Raw genomic sequence first — 23,347 nt, 5'->3', positions numbered from 1 at the left:
ATCCGAAGCCGGCGATTTAAACCTAATGCCGGGCTATCGCAAAGAATCTTCAATGATTATCCGGCATGATGATGAGCATCCGGCGGCCTGGCTGGAGGCGATGTTCGCGCAAATCGGACGGGAAAAGATGCAGATGCTGCCCTTTTACCGTCAAGGCATTCCCGTGAAAGCCTGTGGATTTACGCTGTTTGAACAACAGTGGATTGGCTGCCTGCTGACGCCGTGGATGATGAGTCTGCTGGTGTTGCCGGGGCCGCGGCAGGACTGGCCAGTCAGAACGCTGGGCGACCGTCTGGCGCTGTCGCTGCCTTGCGGCGACGCGACGTTCATTGTGGGTGAAATGGCGGGGAAACAGTATCTGTCTTGCTCATTAATGTCGCCGATAGATAGCCGGATGAGCGGCGAACAGGCGATTTCACTGGCGGAGCAGAGTGCGAAAATGGCGCTTTCGTTTCCGGTGATTGATGCCGATGCGCCGCAAAACGTCAGCCGGCGCGCGCTGTTTAGCCGAAACCGGGGGGAGCGTCATGCATGAAATTTCCATGTGCTATAACGCACTGGAGCTGATTGAACAACAGGCCCGTCAACATAAAGCCCGGCGGGTGACGGAGGTCTGGCTGGAGATCGGCGCGCTTTCCTGTATCGAAGAAAGCGCGCTGCGTTTTTGTTTCGAGTCCGTCTGCCGACAAACGCTGGCGGAAGGGTGCCGACTGCACGTCGCGGTTCGACCGGCCAAAGCCTGGTGCTGGGAATGCAGCGCGCTGGTGGCGGTGGTCGAGCACGGCGCCGGATGTCCGCAGTGCGGCAGCTACAACCTGCGGGTTGATGACGGCGACAGCATGCAGATTAAACAGTTAGCGATTGAGTAACCGATAGTCCAGCCCGTCTGGGCTAAAGAGAAATAGCGGGAGGAGATCCCTATGTGTACCACATGCGGTTGCGGTGAAGGGGAAAGCAGAATCGAGGGTGAAGAACATCTTCATCAGCATGACCATCATCACGAACACGAACACGGGCATAAGCACGACCATCATCATGACCATGAGCACGATCATCACGACCATGGTCATCACCACGGCGGCAAAATAAAAGGCCGCTGCGTGATTATCCACCACCATCATTATCATGGCGATGTCCATAATCATTATTACGCGCTGCCGCCCAAGATCCGGCAGGGAGCGAAACCGGCGAAACAACATGCCGCCGACGAGCGCGAAGCGGCGTTTCAGCCGGAGGTTAATGAACAGGATCTGCATTACGGTCACGGCGAGGCGGGAACCCATGCGCCGGGCGTCGGCCAGCAACGTCTGCTCCAGATTGAAATGGACGTACTGAGCAAGAATAATCATCTGGCGGAACATAACCGGGAACACTTCAACGCGCAGAATATTCTGGCGCTGAATCTGGTTTCCAGCCCCGGTTCGGGTAAAACCACGCTATTGACCGCTACGCTGAATCACATCAGTCAGAAGGTACCCTGCGCGGTGATTGAGGGCGATCAGCAAACCACTAATGACGCCGAGCGCATTCGGGCGACGGGCGTTGCGGCCATTCAGGTGAATACCGGCAAAGGATGCCATCTGGATGCGCAGATGGTGCATGATGCCGCGCATCGTCTGCAACTGCCGGACAACAGTCTGTTGTTCATTGAGAACGTCGGCAATCTGGTGTGTCCGGCCGGTTTTGATCTCGGCGAGCGCGCCAAAGTCGCCGTGCTTTCGGTCACGGAGGGCGAGGATAAGCCGCTGAAGTATCCGCATATGTTTGCCGCGGCATCGCTGATGGTCATTAACAAAATCGATTTGCTGCCTTATCTGGATTTCAATCTGGAAGCCTGCGTGGCGAATGCCCGGCGCGTCAATCCCGATATTCAGGTTATCGCGCTATCCGCCAGCCACGGCGATGGCATGGAGGAGTGGATCGGTTGGCTGGAGGCGCAGCTATGTGCCTAGGCATTCCCGGCAAGGTGGTGGCCGTCGGCGCTGACATTCATCAGCCCGCGTATGTCGACGTCTGCGGCGTACAACGTTCGGTGAGCATTGCGCTGGTTTGCGAAGGCGATCCCGCCGATCTGATCGGGCAGTGGGTGTTGGTGCATGTCGGTTTCGCCATGAGCCTGCTGGATGAACAGGAAGCGCGGGATACGCTGACGGCGTTGCAGTCGATGCGCGCCGTGGGGCTGGAGCTGGATGAAATGCGACAGACCGGAGCCGACCATGCAGTACGTTGATGAATTCCGCGATCCTGAACTGGCGAAAGCGTTGCTGCAACGCATTCAGTCGCTGGTGGCCGACATGCCGCAATGGCGCGAGCGGCCGCTACAGCTGATGGAAGTCTGCGGCGGACATACGCACGCCATTTTCAAATTCGGTCTGGATCGTCTGCTGCCGCCGGAAATTGAATTTATCCACGGCCCGGGGTGTCCGGTTTGCGTATTGCCGATGGGGCGTATTGACGCTTGTCTGGAGATTGCGGCGCATCCCGAGGTGATCTTTTGCACCTTCGGCGACGCCATGCGCGTGCCGGGCCGCAACGGTTCGTTGCAGGACGCCCGCCGACATGGCGCGGACGTGCGCATTGTTTATTCGCCGCTGGATGCGCTGACGCTGGCGGAGAAAAATCCCGATCGTCAGGTGGTGTTTTTCGGTTTGGGATTCGAAACCACCATGCCGAGCACCGCGCTGACGCTGCAACAGGCGAAACGTCGCAACATCGCCAACTTTACGCTGTTTTGCCAGCACATCACCATTGTTCCCACCCTGAAGAGCCTGCTGCAACAGCCTGACCTTCGTATCGATGGTTTTCTGGCGCCGGGACATGTCAGCATGGTGATCGGCGCGCATCCGTATCAACCGCTGTGCGATCGGTTCCATAAACCTTTTGTGGTCACCGGCTTCGAACCGCTGGATATTTTGCAGGCGCTGTTGATGCTGGTCAGTCAGATTCACGACGCGCGTTACGTGGTGGAAAATCAGTACCGGCGCATCGTGCCGGACTGCGGCAACCTGCTGGCGCAGAAGGTGATGGAAGAGGTATTTGAAACCAAATCCAGCAGCGAATGGCGAGGGCTGGGCGAGATAGCCGACTCCGGTATGCAATTGCGCGCGGCTTATGCCGACTTTGATGCGGAGCGCCGTTTTCATCCGCGCCATCAGCATACGTCCGATGAGCCGGGATCGCGCTGCGGCGACGTATTGACCGGACGCTGCAAGCCGGCGGATTGTCCGCTGTTTGCCCGGCGTTGTACGCCGCAAAACGCCATCGGCGCGCTGATGGTCTCTTCCGAAGGCGCCTGTGCGGCTTATTATCAGTATCGGCGGGAGTGTGCCTGAATGAGTCATTCAACACAGCCAATTGATCTTGCTTTAAAAGAGATACGGCTAAAAGAAATTACGCTGGCGCACGGCAGCGGCGGCCGGGCGATGCAACAACTGATTGAACAACTGTTTTTACAGGCGTTCGACAATCCGTTGTTGGGACAGCGGGAAGACCAGGCCAGATTACCCCTTGCCGAGTTGATGCAACAGGGCGATCGTCTGGCGTTCACCACCGACAGCTACGTTATCGACCCGATTTTTTTCCCCGGCGGGGATATCGGTAAGCTGGCGGTATGCGGTACGGCGAATGATATCGCGGTCAGCGGCGCCACGCCGAAATATCTCTCCTGCGGTTTCATTATTGAAGAGGGATTTGCCGGCGCCGACCTGCTGCGTATTGTGGCGTCCATGGCGCAAACCGCCCGCGACGCCGGGATACAAATCGTCACCGGCGACACCAAAGTGGTGCCGCGCGGCGCGGCCGATAAGATCTTTATCAATACCGCCGGCATCGGCGCGATCCCAACGGATATTCACTGGGGTACGGGGGAGATCCGCCCCGGCGATAAAATTATCGTCAGCGGCACGCTGGGCGATCATGGCGCCGCCATTCTTAACCTGCGCGAGCAATTGGGGCTGGAGGCGGAGCTTGCCAGCGATTGCGCGGTATTGACGCCGCTAATCGCGCCGTTGCGCGCCATCGACGGCGTGCGCGCCTTGCGCGACGCGACGCGCGGCGGGGTGACGGCGATCCTGCACGAGTACGCGCAGGCCAGCGGTTGCGGGATGGAAATCAACGAAAGCGCGTTGCCGCTGAAGCAGGCGGTGCGCGGCATTTGTGAAATTCTGGGGCTGGAAGCGCTCAATTTCGCCAACGAGGGCAAGCTGGTGCTGGTGGTGTCAGGCGAGGCGGAAAGCGCCGTACTGGCCGCGCTGCGCGCGCATCCGCTAGGCCGCGACGCGGCAACCATCGGCGTGGTGACGGAAAAACCGCAGGTTCGTTTATGCGGCGTGTTCGGCGCCTCGCGGCTGCTGGATCTGCCGCATAACGAGCCGATGCCGAGGATTTGCTGACGACATTTCCCAGCCCCGTCATCCCCGCGCAGGCGGGGATCTGTCTCTGAAACCGTAGACAGCAATCGGTTGATTCCCGCTTACGCGGGAATGACGTGAGTGGCCGTGAAGAACCCCGGTGTGTGCCGGGTACGGCATAAAAATACCTTTCTCTTCGCGCACGAAATAGCACTGAACTTACAGAGAAACCAGTCTAAACAGGCAAGGATATCTTCCACGTGAGCGTGAACCATAACGGTATTCAGATCCGCATAAAAGGCAAAGTGCAAGGCGTGGGATTTCGGCCCTATGTCTGGCAATTGGCGCATAAGCTGGAACTGCGCGGCAACGTCAGCAATGACGGCGCCGGGGTGCTGATTCATCTCTATCAGTCGGAAAATATTGAACGCTTTATGACGGAATTGCCGGCAATGTGTCCGCCGCTGGCGCATATCGACAGCATGACCTGCGAGCCGTGGCAGTGGTCGTCCGCGCCGTCTTCCTTCGTTATCGAGCACAGCGGAGAAGGACAGATGGATACCCAGGTGGTGCCGGATGCCGCAACCTGTGAACAATGTCTGCGCGAACTGAACGATCCGGCCAATCGCCGTTATCACTATCCGTTTATCAACTGCACGCACTGCGGCCCCCGTTTCACCATTATCCGCCAGATGCCCTATGACCGGCCGTTTACCTCGATGGCGGATTTTCCGCTTTGCCCGCAGTGTCTGGCGGAATATCAACATCCGGCGGATCGGCGTTTTCACGCTCAGCCCAATGCGTGTCCGCAGTGCGGGCCGCAGGTCTGGCTGGAAAATGAAGCGGCGCAGCGGCAGGCGGAAGGGGATGAGGCGATTTATCAGGCCGCCAGCGCATTATTGGCCGGCGATATCGTGGCGATTAAAGGGGTCGGCGGTTTTCATCTGGCCTGTGATGCCACCAATACTCCGGCCGTTCTGCGCTTGCGCCAACGCAAACATCGCCCCGGTAAGCCGTTGGCGGTGATGCTTCCAGCGATAGACTGGCTGACGACATGCACAACGGCTGACGATATTCCCGCTGCGCAACGGTTGTTGAAAAGCGCGGCGGCGCCGATTGTTCTACTGCCGCTGCGGCAGGATGGCCCGCTGTCCGCGCTGGTGGCGCCGGGTTTATCTGAAGTTGGGGTGATGTTGCCCGCCAATCCGCTGCAACATCTGTTGCTGGCAAGCGTGGCGCGCCCGCTGGTGATGACCTCGGGCAATGCCGCCGGCAAACCGCCGGCGTTGACCAATGCACAGGCGACGGCGCAGCTTGGCGGCATTGCCGACCTGTGGTTACTGCACAATCGGCAGATAGTGCAACGCGCGGATGACTCGCTGGTCAGACTGCATAAAAACCGGGCGGAGATGCTGCGTCGCGCGCGCGGTTACGTGCCGGACGCGCTGCCGCTACCGCCGGGGTTCGCCGAACAGCCCGCGTTACTGGCGATGGGCGCGGATTTAAAGAATACTTTTTGCCTGCTGCGCGATGAGCAAGCCATCGTCAGCCAGCACCTGGGCGATCTGGCCGACAGCGATATTGAACGGCAGTACCGCCAGGCCATTGCGCTATTCGAGGATATTTACCGTTTTACTCCTAAAGCGGTGGCGATCGATGCGCATCCCGGTTATCTCAGCCATCGTCTGGGAAAGGAACTGGCCGAACAGCGGCAGATCCCCTCTATCGAGGTATTGCACCATCACGCCCATATCGTTGCTTGTCTGGCGGAACACCGGCGGCCGCGCGACGCCGGGCCGGTTATCGGGCTGGCGCTGGATGGCATCGGATTCGGCGCGGACGGCCAGTGGTGGGGCGGCGAATGCCTGCTGACGGATTATCGCCAATGTCGGCGTCTGGGCGGATTACCCGCCGTCGCCTTGCCCGGCGGCGATCTGGCGGCGCGCCAGCCGTGGCGCAACCTGCTGGCGCAGTGGCTGCGTTTTGTCCCGGACTGGGCGTACTTACCGCAAGCCGCGGCCATCCCGACCGATGCGCGCGCGTTGCTCAGCAAGGCGATTGCACGGGGAATTAATTCGCCGACGGCGTCTTCCGCCGGCCGCTTGTTCGACGCGGTCGCCGCCGCGACCGGGTTCTCCGCGCCGGCGCAAAGCTGGGAGGGCGAGGCCGCCTGCTGGCTGGAATCCCTGGCCTGGCGGAGTCGGCTGTTTATACGTCAACCGCCGGTCACGCTGCCTTTGCTGGCCGACGGTACGCTCGATTTGGCCGCCTTCTGGCGACAGTGGCTGGCCTATCGCGCAACGCCGGCCGACAAAGCCTATGCGTTTCACCATGCGCTGGCGCAGGGATTCGCCGAGCTGGCGCGGCAAGCGGCGCGACAATACGGCATTACCACCATCGTGTTATCCGGCGGGGTGATGCACAACCGCTTGTTGTCAGAGTTGCTGCGCCGGCAACTGGCGGAATTCACTCTACTGCAACCGGAAAGACTGCCCGCCGGCGACGGCGGACTGGCGTTGGGGCAGGCGCTGATCGCCGCGGCGCAATTATCCGCGTTGCGCTCATCGCCCATTCCCTGAGCGTACCGCTTATTCTCAGATAGCGGCGATTATTGCCCGTAATAGGCGTCTTTGCCGTGTTTACGCAGATAGTGCTTATCCAGTAATTTCTGCTGCATCGGGCCAATCTGCGGCCGAAGCTGATGGGTGAACAGATTCATGTAGGCAATCTCCTCCAGTACCACGGCATTATGCACCGCATTCAGCGCGTCTTCTCCCCAGGCGAAGGGGCCGTGACCGTTGACCAGCACGGCGGGAATATCTTTGGCGCTGAGTGAATGCGCTTTAAAGGTTTCGACAATCACCTTGCCCGTTTCATATTCGTAATCTCCGGCAATTTCTTCTTCTTTCATCTGTCGTGTACAGGGAATGGCGCCGTAGAAATAATCCGCGTGGGTAGTCCCCAGAGCCGTTATGGCGGCGCCGGCTTGCGCCCAGATGGTTGCATGACGTGAATGGGTATGCACGATACCGCCGATTTCAGGGAAAGCGAGGTACAAGACCCGATGCGTATCCGTATCTGAAGAGGGTTTTTTCTCGCCTTCCACCACCTTTCCGCTTTCCAGTTCAACGACCACCATATCGTCTACTTTCATAGTGTGATATTCCACGCCGGAAGGTTTAATGACCATCAGTCCGTTTTGACGATCTACCCCGCTGACGTTTCCCCAGGTAAATGTCACTAACCGATATTCCGGTAGTAATAAATTCGCTTCAAAAACCTGTTGTTTTAATCGCTGTAGCATTATTACTCACCTCGTGAGAATGATTAGAATACGGATATGAAATAGAAATATTAATCAAGATGTATTTATTCCTATTTGTATTTCTGTTCAAGGGTTCATTCTTCCTATGACAGAGTGATTTGAAATTATCTGATAATTAAATTACTGCGTTTATTATCAGGATTAAAGCGTGAGAGGCGTCGGCGAAGATTAAATGGTCATACTCTGTCTTATTCGGGCATAAACGGGCATCGAATTGATGCCCGTTTATGTTTTATCATTTCTGTTGATGCCTATTTGCTGATGCTTTTTGGTTATTTTTTGTGATGACCATCATGAAAATATGTAATTAGATGTATTCATTTCATGTTTTAGTTTGAATGGTCTAGCGTAATTTCAGCAATGGCGGCGGTATGCGCCGTTTATTGAATTAGCTCACTTTAACCGTAGCTAAAAAAAACCAAGATAACAGCAGGCCAATCCATATTCTGGTGGAGAACGATGATGTTACAGGCGGAACGCTATAAAATGATTTGTACGCATGTCCAACAGTCGGGATCCGCGTTAGTGGCGGAATTATCCGTGATGTGTCGGGTTTCGCCGGAAACGATTCGCCGCGACCTGAGAATATTGGAAAAAAATAAAAAGTTAATCCGTAGCTTTGGCGGCGCAGTGGCATTGGATACGCATGAAACGCCGGTAATCGATATTAAAGGCGGCGCTTATAGTCTTAACAGTGTTGACAGGGCCGAGTCTTTTCGCAAAAGAACGGAAAAAAATCCTGATATTAAAATGAGGATTGCCAAGTCCGCACTGCAATTCGTCCATCCTGGCGACTGCATTCTGTTGGATAACAGCAGCTCATGCTGGTTTCTTGCCAGGCAAATCCCGGATATTGAAATTACCGTAGTGACAAACTCGATTAATATTATTCAGGCATTGGCCAGTCGCGATAAAGTTCGCATTATTGGCGTCGGCGGTGAATATTCCGAACGTCATGGCGACTTTCACGGGCCGGTAGCTGAAAGCATGCTAAGGAGTTTTCAGATTAATACTTTTTTCTTTTCATGCCAGGGACTGAATCAGGAGAATGGCGTCAGGGACGGCAATGAAGTCAATGCCAGACTAAAACAGGTGATGTTACAGGTATCCAACCAAAAAATATTGCTCGTGGATTCCAGTAAATTCGAACAGTATGCGTTTTGTAAAATATGCATGCTGGATGAGGTCGATGTTTTGATTACTAACAAAGTTGAATTGAAAAATCATTACGGCGATAACCATACTTTTAAGATTATTGAGACGGAAAAATAAAGTTGTTTTCTGTTTTTTATGATGTGGCGGTAAGAGATGACAAGTTATTTATGATCGTTTAACTGATGTAAGCAACAGAGCCAATACCAGCGGAAATTTTATAAAAAAGACAGCTTTTAATAAAAAGCGTCAAGTATTGACGCGTATAAATCATTTTTCTGAGGATTTTATAATGAAAAAATCAATCTTACCCTGTTTGATTACCACGCTGATCGCCTCATCTTCCGTATGGGCCGCCGATAGCGCTATTGCGCAAAAAGCCAATAAACCCTTCACGCTGGGCGTGGTGGTTAAAGTCGGCGGAATTCCCTGGTTTAACGTCATGGAGCAGGGGATCAAAGAGGAAGGAAAAGCATTGGGGGTCGATGCCTGGCAAGTCGGGCCGACAACCGCCGATCCGGCGGAGCAGGTTCGGGCGATTGAAGATTTGATTGCGAAGAAGGTCGATGTCATCGGCGTAGTGCCTAACGATGCCAAAGTGCTGGAACCGGTGCTTAAACGCGCTCAGCAGGCCGGCATTAAGGTGATAACCCACGAGTCGCCCGCGCAGACTAATGCGGACTGGGATTTTGAATTGCTGGATACGCAAAATATGGGCGCCAATCATATGAAAGATATGGCTGCCTGTATGGGCGAAAAGGGGAAATATGCGATGTTCGTCGGCAGTTTGACCGTGCCGCTGGTTAACGAATGGGCGGATGCGGCGATTGCTTATCAGAAGGCGCATTACCCCGATATGACGCTGGTGGAAGATCGTTTTGGCGTTGCGGAGTCGGTTGATGATTCCATGCGCACCGCCAACGATTTGCTGTCCCGGCATAAAGATCTGAAAGGCATCATGTCATTTGGTTCCCAGGGGCCGATTGGCGCGGCGCGCGCGATCGATAAGCGTAAAAAGAATGACGCCACCTGCGTATTCGGCACATTCACGCCGGGGCAGGGCATCAGGCTGCTGGAAAAAGGCGCGATTGACGGCGGTTACATTTCCAACCCGATGGTCGCCGGTAAAGTGTTCGTGCAGGTCGCGACCGCCATGATGAACGGCGAGGCGCTCAAAGACGGCGTCAGAATCGGTGATATGGGCGAGATAAAAATCAACGGCAATACCCTTCTCAGCGACAACCCGGAAAAACTGGATGTTGAAAACACCCGGCGTCTGGTGAAGCTCGGCCTGTAAACGGGTTGAAAATCAAGCCGGGCAATGCGTTGCCCGGCGCTACTCAAGTCGCGTTTCGGGAAAAGTAAAATGGCTATTATTTCTGACCTTGATGATAGCGTTCCGCTGATTACGCTAAAGGCGCTTTCCAAAAGTTTCGGCGGCCACCAGGCGTTGAAAAATATCGATCTGACGTTGCATCAGGGCGAGGTTCATTGCCTGGCGGGCGCCAACGGCTGCGGGAAAAGCACATTAATTAAAACCATCAGCGGCGTATACGCGCCGGATGATGGCAGCGAGATAATTATTGATGATAAGTCTTACACCTCCCTGACGCCGGATCGGGCGAGGAAAATGGGGATACAGGTGATCTATCAGGATTTATCGTTGTTTCCTAATCTTACAGCAGCTGAAAATATTGCGTTTGAATATAACCTGAAGGGATATCTTGGTTGGTTCAGCGGGCGAAAAATCAAACAAGGCGCCCGGAAGATCCTCGAAGAATTGCAGTTCAACATCGATCCTGACGCGTTAGTACAGCATTTGCCCATCGCCCAGCGTCAGCAGGTGGCGATCTGCCGCGCGCTGGTGGCGGATGCCCGACTGGTGATTATGGATGAGCCTACCGCCTCGTTGACTCGCACGGAGGTCAATCAACTGCTGCGCACGGTGAACTATCTGCGCGATAGAAACATTACCGTGGTTTTCGTCAGTCACCGCCTGGATGAAGTTAAAGAGATCTCCGATCGTATCACGGTGATCCGCGATGGGGAAAAAGTGGGAACCTGGCCGGCACAGACGCTGTCGACCGGCCGTATCACCGAACTAATGACCGGTTTGACGATCGTTCATGAACGAAAACTGCCTAACGCCGAGTTAGGTAAAGAGGTGCTGAGGCTTGAACGGCTGAGCCGCAAAGGTCAGTTTCAGGACGTGTCGTTCAGTCTGCATCGGGGCGAAGTTCTCGGCCTGTGCGGTCTTCTGGGCGCGGGGCGAACGGAGCTGGCGCTCAGTTTGTTCGGCATTACGCATCCGCACAGCGGCGATATCTACATTGACGGCAAAAAAACCGCCATCAAGGACAATACCTATGCCATTGAAATGGGTATTGGCTACGTATCTGAAGATCGCCTGACGTTAGGCGCGGTGCTGCCGCAGTCGGTGGCCGATAATATGGTGCTGTCGATTCTTAAACGCATCCGCACCCCGTTCTATCTGATTGATCAAGTCAGACAGGAGGAGATGGTGCGGGAGTGGATTAAAGATCTGGACATCAAGGTCAGCGATCTCAATAACCCGCTTGCGACGTTATCCGGCGGTAATCAGCAAAAAGTGGTGCTGGCAAAATGGATACTGACGCGTCCGAAAGTGCTGATCCTGGATGCGCCGACGGTCGGCGTCGATATCGGGGCCAAAGACAGTATTTATAAACTGATTCATCGTCTCTCCGGCGTGGGTATCGCCGTACTGCTTATCACCGATGAAGTCCCTGAAGCTTATTACAACTGCGATCGCATCCTGCATATGAAGCAGGGGAAAATTCTGCATGAACTGTTCCCCGCTCAGATTACCGAACAACAATGTGCGGAGGCTATTAATGGCTAATTTTAATCGGTTTAAACCGCGTTCGGTGGAAGGGTGGCTGAGCTGGGTGATCGTGATCATGCTGGCGCTGTTTTCATCGCTCAGCAGTGAGTTTCTCTCGGTACAGAATTTACTCGATCTGACCGAAAGTTATGCGGTGACCGGGATCTTTGCCCTGGGACTGTTTGTGGTGCTGGTGACCGGCGGGATCGATATTTCATTTGCCGCCGTGGCGTCGGTGGTGCAGTACGTCGTGGCTTCGCTGTTGCTCAATGCGCTGGTAACCAGCCCGGCGCTGTGTCTGATCATTGCCGTGGCGGTCGGTATTGCGCTGGGGCTGGTGAACGCGGTGCTGATTTACTACCTCAATATTGTTTCCATCATTATTACCATCAGTATGCAGTCGCTGTTGTTCGGGCTGCTGATGTGGATCACCAACGGTCATAGCATTTATGACCTGCCGGAGTGGTGGATCGGTCAGCGCGCCGTGCTGCCGTTTAGCTATGGCGGCGAAAGCTATCAGGTGGGGTTGCCGCTGGCGGTGATGCTCGTTATCGCGCTGCTGACCTGGGCGTTGCTGAATAAAACGCATATCGGTCGTCAGCTGTATGCCGTCGGGGGAAGCCCGGAATCCGCTCATCGTATCGGCATTCGCGTCTCGCTGATCTACCTGTTTGCTTATGGTTACCTTGGGGCGACGGCGGCTATCGGCGGCCTGTTGCAGACCTACCGTATGAGTGAAGTCGTACCCAGCGCGCTGGTCGGCGGCGAGCTGGATGTGCTGGCCGCGGCGGTACTGGGTGGCGCCAGCCTGTCGGGCGGCCGCGGTTCGGTAATCGGCACCCTGATGGGCGTGTTTCTGATCGGCATATTGAAAAACGGACTCAATCTGATCGGCGTGTCCAGCTATTTTGTCAATATCGTGATTGGCGTGGTGATCGTCGCGGCTATCTGCGTCACGCATTACAAAAAACGCAAAGATACTGACGTTGGTTTTGTCTGACGAGGGTCTCATATGAAAAAGCACGGACTTTACCCCATTGACGGCACGGTATTGGGACTGCTCAGTATTTGCTGTCTGGCGACGGCGATCTTTGCGTTGGCCATGCCGGGACGTTTCTTCACCGAAAATACTTTTCTGAGCATTGCGTTTCAGCTACCGGAATTGGGGTTGCTGACTTTCGCCATGTTTGTCCCGATGCTCAGCGGCGGGCTGAATCTGTCGATTATCGGCACCGCCAACCTGACCAGTCTGTTTATGGCCTGGTTGCTGATCCGGTATGTGCCGGCGGATGCGGGCGTCGCTATGCAACTGACGTGGCTGGTCATCGCCCTGTTGGGCGCGGCGATCATCGCGCTGGTTATCGGCAGCCTGACCGGATTGCTGGTTTCCCGCGTGGGGGCGCATCCGATTCTGGTGACGCTGGGCAGTATGACCATTATCAGCGGCATCGGGGTGTATCTGACCAAAGGCGCGGCGCTAAGCGGTATGCCGCCTATCGTGCGCAGCATCGGATCGGAGGTGGTGTGGGGGATCCCGATACCGATGATCATTTTCGTGGCCGCTTCGCTGGCGCTGGGGCTGGTGTTGGGGAAAACCCGGCTGGGGAAAACCATTTACATGTGCGGCAGCAATATCAACGCCACCTGGTTCAGCGGTATTCGCACCGAACGGGTCATGATCGCGATTTATTCGATTTCCAGCCTGCTCTGCGTGCTGGCCGGTCTCATCATGATGGCCCGCTTTAACTCCGCCCGTATGGGATATGGCGACTCTTATTTGTTGTTGACGGTACTGGCTATCGTGCTGGGGGGAACCAATCCGTTCGGCGGCGCGGGCAAAGTCAGTCATGTGTTTTGCGCGTTGCTGGTTTTACAGGTTATTGCCACCGGGCTAAGTCTGCTGGGCGTCAGCCTGCACATTAATCTGGCGGTATGGGGCATCACCCTGATTTGCGCGCTGGCGTTTAAGTGCTTTAAAGATAAATGGCGCTCCCGGCGCGCAATGAAGCAAAACCGAATGAAATATCAACATCAACTGGCGACACGCGGGGGAAAATAATGCGCAGTCATCCGTTAGGTATCTATGAGAAAGCGTTGCCCTGTGGGATCAGCTGGATAGAAAAGCTCGCCGTGGCTAAATCTTGTGGGTTTGATTTTGTCGAAATGTCGGTTGATGAGAGTGATGAACGTCTGGCGCGCCTCGAGTGGACGCGCGCTGAACGTATGGAGATCATCAGCGCCATTCAGCAGACCGGCGTACGTATTCCAACCTTGTGCCTGTCGGCGCACCGCCGGTTTCCGTTTGGCAGTCGTGACGGCGCGACCCGCGAGCGCGCCAGAGAGATTATGCTCAAGGCGATTCAACTGGCGCAGGATTTAGGCATTCGCACCATCCAGCTTGCGGGATATGACGTCTATTATGAGCCGCAGGACGCCGGAACCATCGCCCGCTTTGAAGACGCGATGGCCTGGGCGGTGGAGCAGGCCGCCGCCGCCCAGGTGATGTGCGCCGTCGAGATTATGGATACCGCCTTTCTCAACTCGATCGGCAAGTGGAAGGCGCTGGATAATAAAATTAATTCCCCGTGGTTCACGGTTTATCCCGATATCGGCAATCTCACCGCATGGGGTAACGAGGTGGAAAGTGAGCTGAGTCAGGGGATCGATCGAATTGCGGCAATCCATCTCAAAGACACCTTTCCGGTGACCGGTGATTCGCCCGGGCAGTTTCGTGATGTGCCTTTCGGCGCCGGATGTGTTGATTTTGTTGGTTTATTCAAAATATTACATCGTCTCAACTATCGAGGCACCTTCCTGATCGAAATGTGGACCGAAAAGTCGGCGGAACCGCTGCTGGATATCATCCATGCCCGTCACTGGATTGAAGACAAAATGCGCATTGCCGGCTGGCAGGATTTGCCATTGGCCGAGGGGGAGAAATGAGCCGTTATTTTCTGGGGATCGATCTGGGTGGAACGGTGACCAAAGCCGGTATCTACACGTCCGAAGGCAGAGAAATCATCGTTACGGAGCGGTTGTTGCCGCTGCTGAGTGCGCGCATGGGTTTTTGTGAAAGAAACATGGATGAACTGTGGGAGGTGACCTGCCAGGCGATCCGGCAGGCATTATCCGAGGGAAATATCGATCCGTCCTTTATCCGCGGGGTTGGTTTTTCCGCGCATGGCAAAGGGCTTTACCTGGTTGATAAACGGGGAAATCCGTTACGCAATGGCATTGTGTCATCGGATTCTCGGGCTCAGGATCTGGTCAGCCGCTGGAAAGCGCAGGGAAAAGATCGGCAAGCTTACCCGCATAGCCTGCAACAACTATGGCCGTCACATCCGGCCGCGCTGTTACGCTGGCTCAAGGAGTATGAACCGGCTTGTTACGCGCAACCCGGCTATGTCCTGATGGCGCATGACTATATCCGTTATCGCCTGACCGGTGAGTTTTCCTGTGAGGAAACCAATATTTCCGGCAGTAATCTTTTCAATCAGCATAGCGGGGAGTTCGATGCCGACCTGTTGAATATCTTCGGCATTGAAGAAGTGGCGGATAAAACGGCAAAAATTATCGGTTCATCCGACCTTGCCGGCTATGTGCAGCCCGAGGCCGCCCGACGCTGCGGGTTAAATCCGGGGACGCCGGTATTTGGCGGCGTATTTGATGTGGTGGGGGCCGCGCTGACGTCGGGCGTCTATGACGCCAGCAAACTCAGCGCCGTGGCGGGCACCTGGTCGATCGCCACCCGCGTCTGCGATCGCATCGTCCCTTCGGATTATCCTTATGTCTGGGGGAAGTACAGCGTTCCCGGCACCTATTTCGCCCATGAGGGCAGCCCGACCTCCGCCAGTAATCTGAGCTGGTTTGTGCAGCAATTTCTGCCTGATTTACCTGACAGCTACCGCGTTATCAATCAATGGGTCGCGCAGGCATATCAAAAGCCGGCGGACATTCTGTTTTTCCCCTGGTTGTACGGTTCCAACTTCAGCGCCAATCTGAGCGGCGGATTTTGGGGACTGTGCGGCCATCATCGCACCGAGGATATTGTGTATGCCATCTATCAGGGCATTCTATTCTCACATCTTTTGCATCAGGATCGCGTGTTGGCGCTGATAGAAGGTACTGAATGTATTCGCTTTACCGGCGGCCCGACGCACTCCCTAATCTGGATGCAGATGTTTTGCGATGCCGGCAATCTACCGCTGGAGATCGTCGATGTGCGCCAGTCGGGCTGTCGCGCCGCCGCGCTTTGCGCTGCCGTGGGCGCCGGCGAGTATGGCGGCTTCGAAGACGCGATACAGGCGAGTCAGGTTCCGGTTATCCGTCTGGAGCCGGATGCGGACAAATACCGGATGCTGCGGCAGCGTTTTGAGCGTTTCAAGCGCATCGCCGCGGCGATGGCCGAAGTGGCGTGATTTTTTGAAAATGAATTAACTTTAATGTATTGGCCGCGGTGGTCGTTTTTGTTACACAAAAATAGGGGAAGTGAATTTAATGCCATGAAAACAATAAAGAATAAGAGAAATAAGTTGTAGATGTAATTTTAAATAAAATATACAAATTGGTTAATTCAGCGAAATATCGCCGGCGGAATATGCCGTGCATGTCCGTCCCGCATTCATCCTTATTGATAAATAAAAATTATTATCATCTAATTTGAAATAATGCTTTTGAAGGGATGGATATGAATGAACATCGATTTGACGCCCTATTATGCTCAACCAGGTGAACAGCCGTTCGGCACACGGCGTATGGCCATGCCCTGGCGCAATCATGTGCCGCTGTCGCCTGAAAAGATCCCCGCCGGCTGGCAGGCGTTAACGCAGCAAATACTGCCTGCCCGCAAGCGGTTGCTGTATCTGCACATCCCTTTCTGCGCGACGCATTGTACTTTCTGCGGCTTCTATCAGAATAAATTGCGCGACGACAGTACGGAAACCTATACCCGCTATCTGCTGCAAGAGCTGGCGCTGGAGGCGGACAGTCCGTTGCACCAGTCGGCGCCGATCCATGCCGTCTATTTCGGCGGCGGCACGCCGACGGCGATGGCGGCTAACGAGCTTGCCCGGATTATCCGCGCTATTCGCGATTCATTGCCGTTAGCGCCCGACTGTGAAATTACGGTAGAGGGCCGGGCGTTGGATTTCGATGATGAACGCATCGATGCCTGGCTGGATGCGGGCGCGAACCGTTTTTCCATCGGTATTCAAACCTTTGATAGCCGTATCCGTCAGCGGATGGCGCGCACCTCGGATAAACAGCAGTCGATCCGTTTCCTGGAGCGCCTGTGTCAGCGCGATCGCGCCGCGGTAGTTTGCGATCTGATGTTCGGTCTGCCGGGGCAAACACCGGAAACCTGGCGGGAGGATCTGAACATCGTCAGCAATTTGCCTTTAGACGGCGTTGATCTCTACGCCTTGAATTTATTGCCCACCACGCCGCTGGCGAAAGCCGCCGAAAACCAGCGCGTGGTCTTGCCCGATGTGACCGCCCGCCGCAATTTCTACCGCAGCGGCGCGTCATTTCTGGCGGATGCCGGCTGGCATCAGCTCAGCAACAGCCACTGGGCCAGAACTACCCGCGAACGTAACCTGTATAATCTGCTGATTAAACAAGGCGCCGACTGTCTGGCGATGGGCAGCGGCGCGGGCGGTAATCTCAACGGCCAATCCTATATGATGGAGCGCAGTCTGGAGCGCTATTACCAGGCGCTCGATCAGGGACAAAAGCCGATCATGATGATGACGCCGGCCAGTCCGGCCGGTTCCTGGCAGCACCAGCTTCAGGCCGGGATCGAAGTCGGTCGGGTTAAACTGCCGCAGCTCACTCGCCACGCCGGCGCGCTTCAGCCTTTGCTGAGCCAGTGGCATCAGGCGGGATTAACCTGCGACGACTCAACCTGCCTGCGGTTAACCGATGACGGCCGTTTTTGGGCTAATAACCTGATGCAGGCGTTGCAACAAATCATTCCTCAACTGAATGCCGAAGAACCCGCCTACTAACTGGAGACTTACCATGACATTGCATGAATTATTGGCGACCGAGCCGGACGGCACGCTGGAAGATATCGCCAGTCAGTATGAAACCTCGTTGTTCAATGTGGTTAAGGCGTTACCTGAAGCGCAGCGTTCGCTGGCGGCCGGGGAGCGGTTTGATCAGGTATGGGAGGCGATAACCGGCTGGGGAGAGGTGACGTTAATCAGCCATACGGCGGACGCCATTCTGGAATTCAAAAGCGAACTGCCGAGCGGCGCGCATCGCCATGGTTACTTTAATCTGCGTGGCAAAAATGGGCTGAGCGGGCATATCCGCGCGGCGAATTGTCGGCATATTGCATTCATCGAACGTAAGTTCATGGGAGTGGACACCGCGTCCGTGGTGTTTTTTAATGCCGACGGCGATGCGATGTTTAAAATCTTTCTTGGACGAGACAGCCATCGTCAGCTGCTGACGACGCAGGTTGAGGCGTTCCATACATTAGCGGTTGAGTTACAACTGGAGCAGGTATGACGTGGCTACTCTTTGGGGCGGGACAGGGTGTTGGCGGCTGTTTATTGCAGCGCGCCATTGAGTGCGAGCAACCGGTGGTCGTAATGCTGCGCGATGCGGAACAAACCGCTCACTGGCGTGCGCAGGGCATTAGCGTGGTGCAGGGGGACGCCTGCGATGCCGATGCCGTCGCGCAAGCCTGCCGGTTGGCAGGCCCGGATGCTATCGTCGTGTCCACCCTGGGCGGCGGCGCGGTGAACTATCTTGGTCATCGCGTCGTGATTGACGGCGCCGAGCAGGCCGGGATAAAGCGTATGCTGCTGGTGACGTCCATGGGCTGCGGCGAGCAATGGCCGCTGCTGTCGCCGCGCGCCAAAGCCGCCTTCGGGCTGGCGGTGCGGGAGAAGTCGCTGGCGGAAAGCTGGCTGCAAACCAGCACGTTGGACTATTGCATCGTCCGTCCGGGCGGACTGCTGGATGTCGTCGCCACGCATAACGCGCGGCTGACCCAGGGGGATGCGGCGTTAGGGCTGGTGTCCCGCCAGGATGTCGCGCTGACCGTCGACCGCCTTTTACAACAGCCGAAGTTCGGTAATCAAATCTACAGCCTGATTGATCCGGATCTTGAGCTGCCGTTGATGCCGTAACCTATGCCGTAGATATGATCCTCTACGGTGTACTGACGGCGGAAGGCTATTTTTTGCTGTTGGATTTATAGGCGGGATAAACCGTAGCAAAATAGGCGATGAAGGCGCAGGGGATCATAAATATACAAAAGTAGATATTGGAAACGATATCCGCGATATCTTCCTGTGTTCTGGCGTGTTTTCTGATGTAGTTATTGATTATGTCATCAATATGGTCGGTCCATAGTTGTATTCTTAGAAAATAAAATATGTTGGATATAACAATAGTTAGCATCAACCAAACAATAAAGCACTTAATCCATTTTTTCATATTACCGATATTATCCCGTAAGTTTCGATGTCCGAACCATGATATAAAGACTTCCCGTGTGAAAGTAGTAAGCCGCCACCTACATTTCTAATTAATAAAAAATAAGCATTCTCAGCTTGTGAGGATACTTATTTATAAATTTTTAACGCCGCCAGGTTAAAATAAAGCCTTGTAAATATACTTTATTTATGCGACTGAGCGTTCATTCCAAGCATCCGAGTGTTGGATGTTTCCATCAACAACACGCCAAGTTATCTTTTCATACTGAAAGCTCACACTTTCTACATGATTAATTTTGTCATTAGCAGCTAACTTGACATTAGGCACTCCACAATTCACTCCGGTAACTTTGACGTTCTCCAACAACACGATATAATAACAAACCTCCTGCCCAGCATCGTTAATATGATAAAATTTAATTTCAGCACTTTTTAGCGTTTGACCAGTTGCGGCTGCTTTATAAAGATAGGGGGTAGATCTATCAACTTCTTTTTCAATCATCATAGATGAATGCTGGCGTGTGCCAGTGATTTTTCCGTTCGCACTATCTACTGGTAAATTAATACCATGACTTAACCCGATAATTTCTATACTTCCTTCACGATTTAGAACATTAACAGAACCTCTAATGTCTGCTCCGCCATCATCTTTTAGCCACATATATGGAGGGATTGGCATGTTATTTTTTCCTTATTTTATAGGTAAGATTTATAACTATTATATATATAACTATAGTGATTATAAATACAGAGGAAATATCGATGTAAAAATAAGCATCGTATATAGATTCTGCATTTATATCTCCACTGATAAATAGAGCTAATTTACTTGCAAGGTTGTGATTTATGTAGATCTCTGGTTTTCCAAGTGTTAGAGCTACGGTAAACATAATAATAATAAATAATACCGTTTTTCTGGTTCTACGGGCAAGTGTTCGCGCCATTAGCTACAACCTCAACCCAACCACGAGCCATAAGAGAACGCATACAAGGAACTTGCATTGGAGTAGTATTAAGAAGTGCATTTCTGATTAGCGCGTAATCTGAATTATGTGCGATAGTTATACATCCCTCTGATACGGTTCCCGGATGGAGTCTAAACAATCCACGATAGACACCATCTATCCAAGTGCCATCATCAATCCCCCAATCATCTTTATATAAGGCAAACCATTCATCACGTCCAAATGTCGCACCGTGGCGGATTTTGTTCCATGTATCCTGAATTTCAGCCTTTCTCTTTGAAAAAAAACCTCCAGAACCACGCTCAACAATCCAGTATTTACCCTGTGGTAATGGCCCATCACCTTTAACGGCACCGCAGGCTCCCTTGTTCCGGTAAACTCCATTACCAGAAAAAGCCATAAACACACCTACACCGTATAGGTTAAAAGGTACATAGTCAGCCTCGTTAAGTATTAGTTTTCCGTGTAAGGCCATATTTTTCTTCATATGATGGTTAATTTATATAAATAGTATATCCATTGAACAAAGGGAAGTAAATAATAGAGTGTTGTTTTTGGGGGCGTTTTTGTTCGTGAATTAGATAGTAATGTAATTATTCAATAATTAGCCATTTTCGCTTTTACATGAATCGGTCATCGCAGAAGTCGATGATGAATATATAAAAGCTGTCCTTCCTGTTCATGTGCAACCTGTTATCACGTATTTTACCGTTATGAAGACTTTGGTATGAGATACATGGCCGCCATAGGTAAGCGGGGTTAGATATTGTAACTCCTTGTACTATTTGTATTTATAAAATTTTGATGTAAATTTAGTAAAAACTATAATCCATACTTTATGGTTACTCGCTCGACTGTGGAGGGAAGAACGAGATAGCTTATCGGCAGTTAATCTTCATTCCTCACTCCCTACCTATCAAGACCGAGCGTTGCACTTATTATATGAATTCGCGGAAGGCTATTTTTTGCTGTTGGATTTATAGGCGGGATAAACCGTAGCAAAATAGGCGATGAAGGCGCAGGGAATTAAGCAAATAAATTGAATTATTCCCACTTCAATATCGGCAACTTCTTCCTGATTGGTTGCCTTTGACAGGATATAACTATTAATTATCTTATCAAAAGGCTCTGGCCATAAAAACCCTGAAAAATAAACAATAAAAGACATTGCGTATGCCAGTGATAACCATGCAATAAAGAACTTTATCCATACTTTCATTTTACTGTTATCTTCCCATATGCTTTTATGTCCGTTCTTGGATATATTGATGCTCCGTGCGATAGTAGTATACTTCTTAATATCATAAAATGTATATTATTGGGTAGTGTTATACATCCTAAAGAAATACCTGAGCTTGTTCCCTTGGGGTGTAGCCGGAAATTTCCCCTTTCTATGCCATCACACCATGTATAATCGTCTATTTTGTTATCTAATCGATAAAGTGCGAACCATAAAAATTTAAATTTTGCTGCGCCATATACAATCGACCGTGGCCCTCCCCACGGACGATCGACAATCAGATAGTCGCCAGGCGGTAGTGCGCCGTTATCTTTCATGCAAGAATAGTTTCTTTTATTGATATATGGACCATCGCCGGAAAAAGCCTGAAACCGATAAGCGCCGCAAACCAGTTCAGACATGGGTTTGCCATTAAGCGTAAATGTGAAATTCAACATATCTGTGATTACTCATTCCATGAGTCGGAAAAAATGATATTTCCATCGCAATGCTTCCAGGTGATTTTTTCATATCTCAATTCTACGGTTTCAATATGATTCTGGTGATGCAGCGCGGGATCTTTACAATTGTGCATGCCTGGAGAGATAGAAATAATCTTAACGTTTTCTAGTAACATGTTGAAGTACTCGGTTTCATGTCCGGCTCGATTGATTCGATACCATTTAATCTCGGCGGATTGTAATGTATTCCCTGTCGCCACGGATTTGTAAAGGTATGGTGATGAACGTTCAAACGCCTTTTCAATAAACATTGGGGAGTGGGTGCGGGTAGAGGTTAATTTTCCTGTATTTCCATCAACGGGAATACGAAGGTTATGACCGAAACTTAACACTTCAATACTACCTTCACGACCCAGAACCTCGACGGAGCCTTTGATCTCTGCGCCGCTTTTATCTTTCAACCATAAGTATGCTGGGATTGCCATTTTATCTTCCTGATATTAGCTATCTGGTTATGTTATTATTTGTTTGGCGAAGATGGCAAGTTAATAAATGTTTTTTTTGGAAATATTTTTTTTGATGATTTATTTGTTACTTCTCCATTTTAAAATAACCGCTAATTAAATTAATAATATTAATAACTATTTCATGCCAAAAAATAATAATTAAAATTATTGATGTGTGCGTTAATTTGACTTAATAATTACAGGTCTGTTTTAAATGGGAAAACACAGCAGACCGCTCATGGGCATTAAGCCCGGTTTTTGAGGCAGTCACTCATCAGTGTGGGGTAGAGTAGCGGCATGAGTACAAAGGCATTATTAGTTATTCAGATGGGCGAGCCGCCGGAAGATGTTGCTTCTCAGGTTGGGCCGCAAGGGAAATGGTTTGCAGATACGCTGCCGGAAGGCGCCAATGCGCTGCGCGTGATTCGCCCCGATCTGGGGGAACCCTTGCCGCCGTTCGAGCAGCTATCGGCGGCGATTATTTCTGGTTCCTGGTCAATGGTGACGGATCGTCTGGACTGGAGCGAGTATACGGCCGGCTGGCTGCGCGAAGCGTTTCACGCCGATGTGCCGCTGCTGGGCGTCTGCTACGGTCATCAACTGCTGTCGCATGCTCTGGGCGGTACGGTGGGCGACAACCCCAACGGCGCCGAAATGGGGCTTCAGACGGTAACCTTGCATCCCGGAGCGGAAAACGTCAGCTGGCTGCGACAGCATCCTGAGCAATTTCAGGCTTACCTTAGCCATCGTCAGTCGGTGCTGGTGCCGCCCGAAGGGGCGCAGGTGCTGGCCAGTTCGGCGGTGGAGGGATGCCAGATTATTCGCTACGGCGATAACGCGCTCAGCGTACAATTTCATCCGGAATTTAATGCAGACATCATGCGGGCCTGTTTGCGGCGTAACGAAGTCCGTTTGCGTCAGTTGGGATTCGATTATGAACAGATGATGCAATTGAGCGATGAACCACGTTGGGCCAGAAAAATCCTGCTGGATTTTATTCAGCAATACGCGACCCGGTAGCCGCGCACCCCCGTTTTTTATCGTCATGGACGACGCGTT

At 52.7% G+C, this 23,347-nt stretch carries 24 protein-coding genes; 18 read left to right on the top strand and 6 right to left on the bottom strand.

Annotation, left to right across the window (positions count from 1 at the left end):
• The first annotated feature begins 25 nt into the window (after positions 1–25).
• The 7 genes from hybE (at position 26) to hypF (ending at position 6,928) form a co-directional block, all read left to right on the top strand.
• A complete protein-coding gene (gene hybE / locus ABRZ26_RS14705) occupies positions 26–535 on the top strand; it encodes a hydrogenase-2 assembly chaperone (protein ID WP_319604967.1) in 510 nt (169 codons plus the stop codon).
• Positions 528–869, top strand: coding sequence for a hydrogenase maturation nickel metallochaperone HypA (gene hypA, locus ABRZ26_RS14700; RefSeq protein ID WP_319604885.1), 342 nt, complete (start codon positions 528–530; stop codon positions 867–869). Before hybE ends, hypA begins: the two co-directional genes overlap by 8 nt.
• A 51-nt stretch (positions 870–920) precedes the next feature.
• On the top strand, positions 921–1,952 hold the full coding sequence (gene hypB, locus ABRZ26_RS14695; RefSeq protein WP_319604884.1) for a hydrogenase nickel incorporation protein HypB: 1,032 nt from the start codon (positions 921–923) through the stop codon (positions 1,950–1,952).
• Positions 1,943–2,230, top strand: coding sequence for a hydrogenase maturation factor HybG (gene hybG, locus ABRZ26_RS14690; protein ID WP_319604883.1), 288 nt, complete (start codon positions 1,943–1,945; stop codon positions 2,228–2,230). Before hypB ends, hybG begins: the two co-directional genes overlap by 10 nt.
• Positions 2,217–3,332, top strand: coding sequence for a hydrogenase formation protein HypD (gene hypD / locus ABRZ26_RS14685; RefSeq protein ID WP_319604882.1), 1,116 nt, complete (start codon positions 2,217–2,219; stop codon positions 3,330–3,332). Before hybG ends, hypD begins: the two co-directional genes overlap by 14 nt.
• 42 nt (positions 3,333–3,374) lie before the next feature.
• Positions 3,375–4,391, top strand: a complete 1,017-nt coding sequence (gene hypE / locus ABRZ26_RS14680; RefSeq protein ID WP_319604966.1) for a hydrogenase expression/formation protein HypE — start codon at positions 3,375–3,377, stop codon at positions 4,389–4,391.
• Between the two features lie 224 nt (positions 4,392–4,615).
• Positions 4,616–6,928 (top strand): carbamoyltransferase HypF, encoded by a 2,313-nt coding sequence (gene hypF, locus ABRZ26_RS14675; protein WP_319604965.1) that lies wholly within the window; start codon positions 4,616–4,618, stop codon positions 6,926–6,928.
• Between the two features lie 29 nt (positions 6,929–6,957).
• Here the strand turns inward: hypF and araD are convergent, their stop codons facing one another.
• The gene (araD, locus tag ABRZ26_RS14670) at positions 6,958–7,653 is read right to left on the bottom strand and encodes an L-ribulose-5-phosphate 4-epimerase (RefSeq protein ID WP_048638129.1); all 696 of its coding nucleotides are present in this window, start codon (positions 7,651–7,653) and stop codon (positions 6,958–6,960) included.
• 483 nt (positions 7,654–8,136) lie between these two features.
• Between araD and ABRZ26_RS14665 the strand changes: the two genes are divergently transcribed.
• The 10 genes from ABRZ26_RS14665 to ABRZ26_RS14620 all read left to right on the top strand — a co-directional run bounded on the left by ABRZ26_RS14665 (position 8,137) and on the right by ABRZ26_RS14620 (position 18,828).
• Positions 8,137–8,946 (top strand): DeoR/GlpR family DNA-binding transcription regulator, encoded by an 810-nt coding sequence (locus ABRZ26_RS14665; RefSeq protein WP_319604964.1) that lies wholly within the window; start codon positions 8,137–8,139, stop codon positions 8,944–8,946.
• A gap of 172 nt (positions 8,947–9,118) precedes the next feature.
• Complete coding sequence (locus ABRZ26_RS14660; RefSeq protein ID WP_121590227.1) at positions 9,119–10,123, top strand: substrate-binding domain-containing protein; 1,005 nt, start codon at positions 9,119–9,121, stop codon at positions 10,121–10,123.
• 69 nt (positions 10,124–10,192) lie between these two features.
• Positions 10,193–11,707, top strand: coding sequence for a sugar ABC transporter ATP-binding protein (locus ABRZ26_RS14655; RefSeq protein WP_319604881.1), 1,515 nt, complete (start codon positions 10,193–10,195; stop codon positions 11,705–11,707).
• The gene (locus ABRZ26_RS14650) at positions 11,700–12,689 is read left to right on the top strand and encodes an ABC transporter permease (protein ID WP_048638133.1); all 990 of its coding nucleotides are present in this window, start codon (positions 11,700–11,702) and stop codon (positions 12,687–12,689) included. The genes ABRZ26_RS14655 and ABRZ26_RS14650 overlap by 8 nt, the downstream gene beginning before the upstream one ends.
• Positions 12,690–12,701: 12 nt before the next feature.
• A complete protein-coding gene (locus ABRZ26_RS14645) occupies positions 12,702–13,748 on the top strand; it encodes an ABC transporter permease (RefSeq protein ID WP_319604880.1) in 1,047 nt (348 codons plus the stop codon).
• Entirely contained in the window at positions 13,748–14,632 is an 885-nt protein-coding gene (locus ABRZ26_RS14640) for an L-ribulose-5-phosphate 3-epimerase (RefSeq protein WP_319604879.1), read from the top strand. Before ABRZ26_RS14645 ends, ABRZ26_RS14640 begins: the two co-directional genes overlap by 1 nt.
• Positions 14,629–16,107 (top strand): FGGY-family carbohydrate kinase, encoded by a 1,479-nt coding sequence (locus ABRZ26_RS14635; protein WP_319604878.1) that lies wholly within the window; start codon positions 14,629–14,631, stop codon positions 16,105–16,107. Before ABRZ26_RS14640 ends, ABRZ26_RS14635 begins: the two co-directional genes overlap by 4 nt.
• Positions 16,108–16,380: 273 nt before the next feature.
• Positions 16,381–17,694 (top strand): heme anaerobic degradation radical SAM methyltransferase ChuW/HutW, encoded by a 1,314-nt coding sequence (gene hutW / locus ABRZ26_RS14630; RefSeq protein WP_319604877.1) that lies wholly within the window; start codon positions 16,381–16,383, stop codon positions 17,692–17,694.
• 13 nt (positions 17,695–17,707) lie between these two features.
• Positions 17,708–18,202 carry a heme utilization cystosolic carrier protein HutX gene (gene hutX, locus ABRZ26_RS14625; RefSeq protein ID WP_319604876.1) on the top strand — a complete coding sequence of 165 codons (495 nt, stop codon included), beginning with the start codon at positions 17,708–17,710 and terminating at the stop codon, positions 18,200–18,202.
• Positions 18,199–18,828, top strand: coding sequence for an SDR family oxidoreductase (locus tag ABRZ26_RS14620; protein WP_319604875.1), 630 nt, complete (start codon positions 18,199–18,201; stop codon positions 18,826–18,828). The genes hutX and ABRZ26_RS14620 overlap by 4 nt, the downstream gene beginning before the upstream one ends.
• Positions 18,829–19,324: 496 nt before the next feature.
• Here ABRZ26_RS14620 and ABRZ26_RS14615 read toward each other — a convergent pair whose 3' ends face one another.
• From ABRZ26_RS14615 to ABRZ26_RS14595, 5 genes are all read right to left on the bottom strand, one after another.
• Entirely contained in the window at positions 19,325–19,816 is a 492-nt protein-coding gene (locus ABRZ26_RS14615) for an Hcp family type VI secretion system effector (RefSeq protein WP_319604874.1), read from the bottom strand.
• 242 nt (positions 19,817–20,058) lie between these two features.
• Positions 20,059–20,577: a DUF2778 domain-containing protein gene (locus ABRZ26_RS14610; protein WP_319604963.1), complete on the bottom strand. Its 519-nt coding sequence runs from the start codon at positions 20,575–20,577 to the stop codon at positions 20,059–20,061.
• Positions 20,578–21,060: 483 nt separating this feature from the next.
• Positions 21,061–21,321, bottom strand: a complete 261-nt coding sequence (locus ABRZ26_RS14605) for an RNA-binding protein (RefSeq protein ID WP_319604873.1) — start codon at positions 21,319–21,321, stop codon at positions 21,061–21,063.
• Positions 21,318–21,743 (bottom strand): DUF2778 domain-containing protein, encoded by a 426-nt coding sequence (locus tag ABRZ26_RS14600; RefSeq protein ID WP_319604872.1) that lies wholly within the window; start codon positions 21,741–21,743, stop codon positions 21,318–21,320. Before ABRZ26_RS14600 ends, ABRZ26_RS14605 begins: the two co-directional genes overlap by 4 nt.
• Before the next feature lie 44 nt (positions 21,744–21,787).
• A complete protein-coding gene (locus tag ABRZ26_RS14595) occupies positions 21,788–22,267 on the bottom strand; it encodes an Hcp family type VI secretion system effector (RefSeq protein WP_319604871.1) in 480 nt (159 codons plus the stop codon).
• Positions 22,268–22,585: 318 nt separating this feature from the next.
• On the opposite strand from ABRZ26_RS14595, the gene ABRZ26_RS14590 reads away from it, so the two are divergent.
• Positions 22,586–23,308 carry a glutamine amidotransferase gene (locus ABRZ26_RS14590; protein WP_319604870.1) on the top strand — a complete coding sequence of 241 codons (723 nt, stop codon included), beginning with the start codon at positions 22,586–22,588 and terminating at the stop codon, positions 23,306–23,308.
• Positions 23,309–23,347 lie beyond the last annotated feature (39 nt).

Origin of the sequence: Brenneria sp. L4-2C (genome assembly GCF_040240335.1) — a bacterium.
Taxonomy (GTDB): Bacteria; Pseudomonadota; Gammaproteobacteria; order Enterobacterales; family Enterobacteriaceae; genus Brenneria.
The sequence above is the reverse complement of the archived record's forward strand: the minus strand, read 5'-3'. Positions and strand labels throughout refer to the sequence as shown.

Excerpts from the sequence above, each read along its gene's own strand:
- hybE (WP_319604967.1), top strand. The coding sequence starts at position 26 with ATGCCGGGCTATCGCAAAGAATCTTCAATGATTATCCGGCATGATGAT.
- hypA (WP_319604885.1), top strand. The coding sequence starts at position 528 with ATGCATGAAATTTCCATGTGCTATAACGCACTGGAGCTGATTGAACAA.
- hypB (WP_319604884.1), top strand. The coding sequence starts at position 921 with ATGTGTACCACATGCGGTTGCGGTGAAGGGGAAAGCAGAATCGAGGGT.
- hybG (WP_319604883.1), top strand. The coding sequence starts at position 1,943 with ATGTGCCTAGGCATTCCCGGCAAGGTGGTGGCCGTCGGCGCTGACATT.
- hypD (WP_319604882.1), top strand. The coding sequence starts at position 2,217 with ATGCAGTACGTTGATGAATTCCGCGATCCTGAACTGGCGAAAGCGTTG.
- araD (WP_048638129.1), bottom strand. The coding sequence starts at position 7,653 with ATGCTACAGCGATTAAAACAACAGGTTTTTGAAGCGAATTTATTACTA.
- ABRZ26_RS14665 (WP_319604964.1), top strand. The coding sequence starts at position 8,137 with ATGTTACAGGCGGAACGCTATAAAATGATTTGTACGCATGTCCAACAG.
- ABRZ26_RS14660 (WP_121590227.1), top strand. The coding sequence starts at position 9,119 with ATGAAAAAATCAATCTTACCCTGTTTGATTACCACGCTGATCGCCTCA.
- ABRZ26_RS14655 (WP_319604881.1), top strand. The coding sequence starts at position 10,193 with ATGGCTATTATTTCTGACCTTGATGATAGCGTTCCGCTGATTACGCTA.
- ABRZ26_RS14650 (WP_048638133.1), top strand. The coding sequence starts at position 11,700 with ATGGCTAATTTTAATCGGTTTAAACCGCGTTCGGTGGAAGGGTGGCTG.
- ABRZ26_RS14645 (WP_319604880.1), top strand. The coding sequence starts at position 12,702 with ATGAAAAAGCACGGACTTTACCCCATTGACGGCACGGTATTGGGACTG.
- ABRZ26_RS14640 (WP_319604879.1), top strand. The coding sequence starts at position 13,748 with ATGCGCAGTCATCCGTTAGGTATCTATGAGAAAGCGTTGCCCTGTGGG.
- ABRZ26_RS14635 (WP_319604878.1), top strand. The coding sequence starts at position 14,629 with ATGAGCCGTTATTTTCTGGGGATCGATCTGGGTGGAACGGTGACCAAA.
- hutW (WP_319604877.1), top strand. The coding sequence starts at position 16,381 with ATGAACATCGATTTGACGCCCTATTATGCTCAACCAGGTGAACAGCCG.
- hutX (WP_319604876.1), top strand. The coding sequence starts at position 17,708 with ATGACATTGCATGAATTATTGGCGACCGAGCCGGACGGCACGCTGGAA.
- ABRZ26_RS14620 (WP_319604875.1), top strand. The coding sequence starts at position 18,199 with ATGACGTGGCTACTCTTTGGGGCGGGACAGGGTGTTGGCGGCTGTTTA.
- ABRZ26_RS14615 (WP_319604874.1), bottom strand. The coding sequence starts at position 19,816 with ATGCCAATCCCTCCATATATGTGGCTAAAAGATGATGGCGGAGCAGAC.
- ABRZ26_RS14610 (WP_319604963.1), bottom strand. The coding sequence starts at position 20,577 with ATGGCCTTACACGGAAAACTAATACTTAACGAGGCTGACTATGTACCT.
- ABRZ26_RS14605 (WP_319604873.1), bottom strand. The coding sequence starts at position 21,321 with ATGAAAGTATGGATAAAGTTCTTTATTGCATGGTTATCACTGGCATAC.
- ABRZ26_RS14600 (WP_319604872.1), bottom strand. The coding sequence starts at position 21,743 with ATGTCTGAACTGGTTTGCGGCGCTTATCGGTTTCAGGCTTTTTCCGGC.
- ABRZ26_RS14595 (WP_319604871.1), bottom strand. The coding sequence starts at position 22,267 with ATGGCAATCCCAGCATACTTATGGTTGAAAGATAAAAGCGGCGCAGAG.
- ABRZ26_RS14590 (WP_319604870.1), top strand. The coding sequence starts at position 22,586 with ATGAGTACAAAGGCATTATTAGTTATTCAGATGGGCGAGCCGCCGGAA.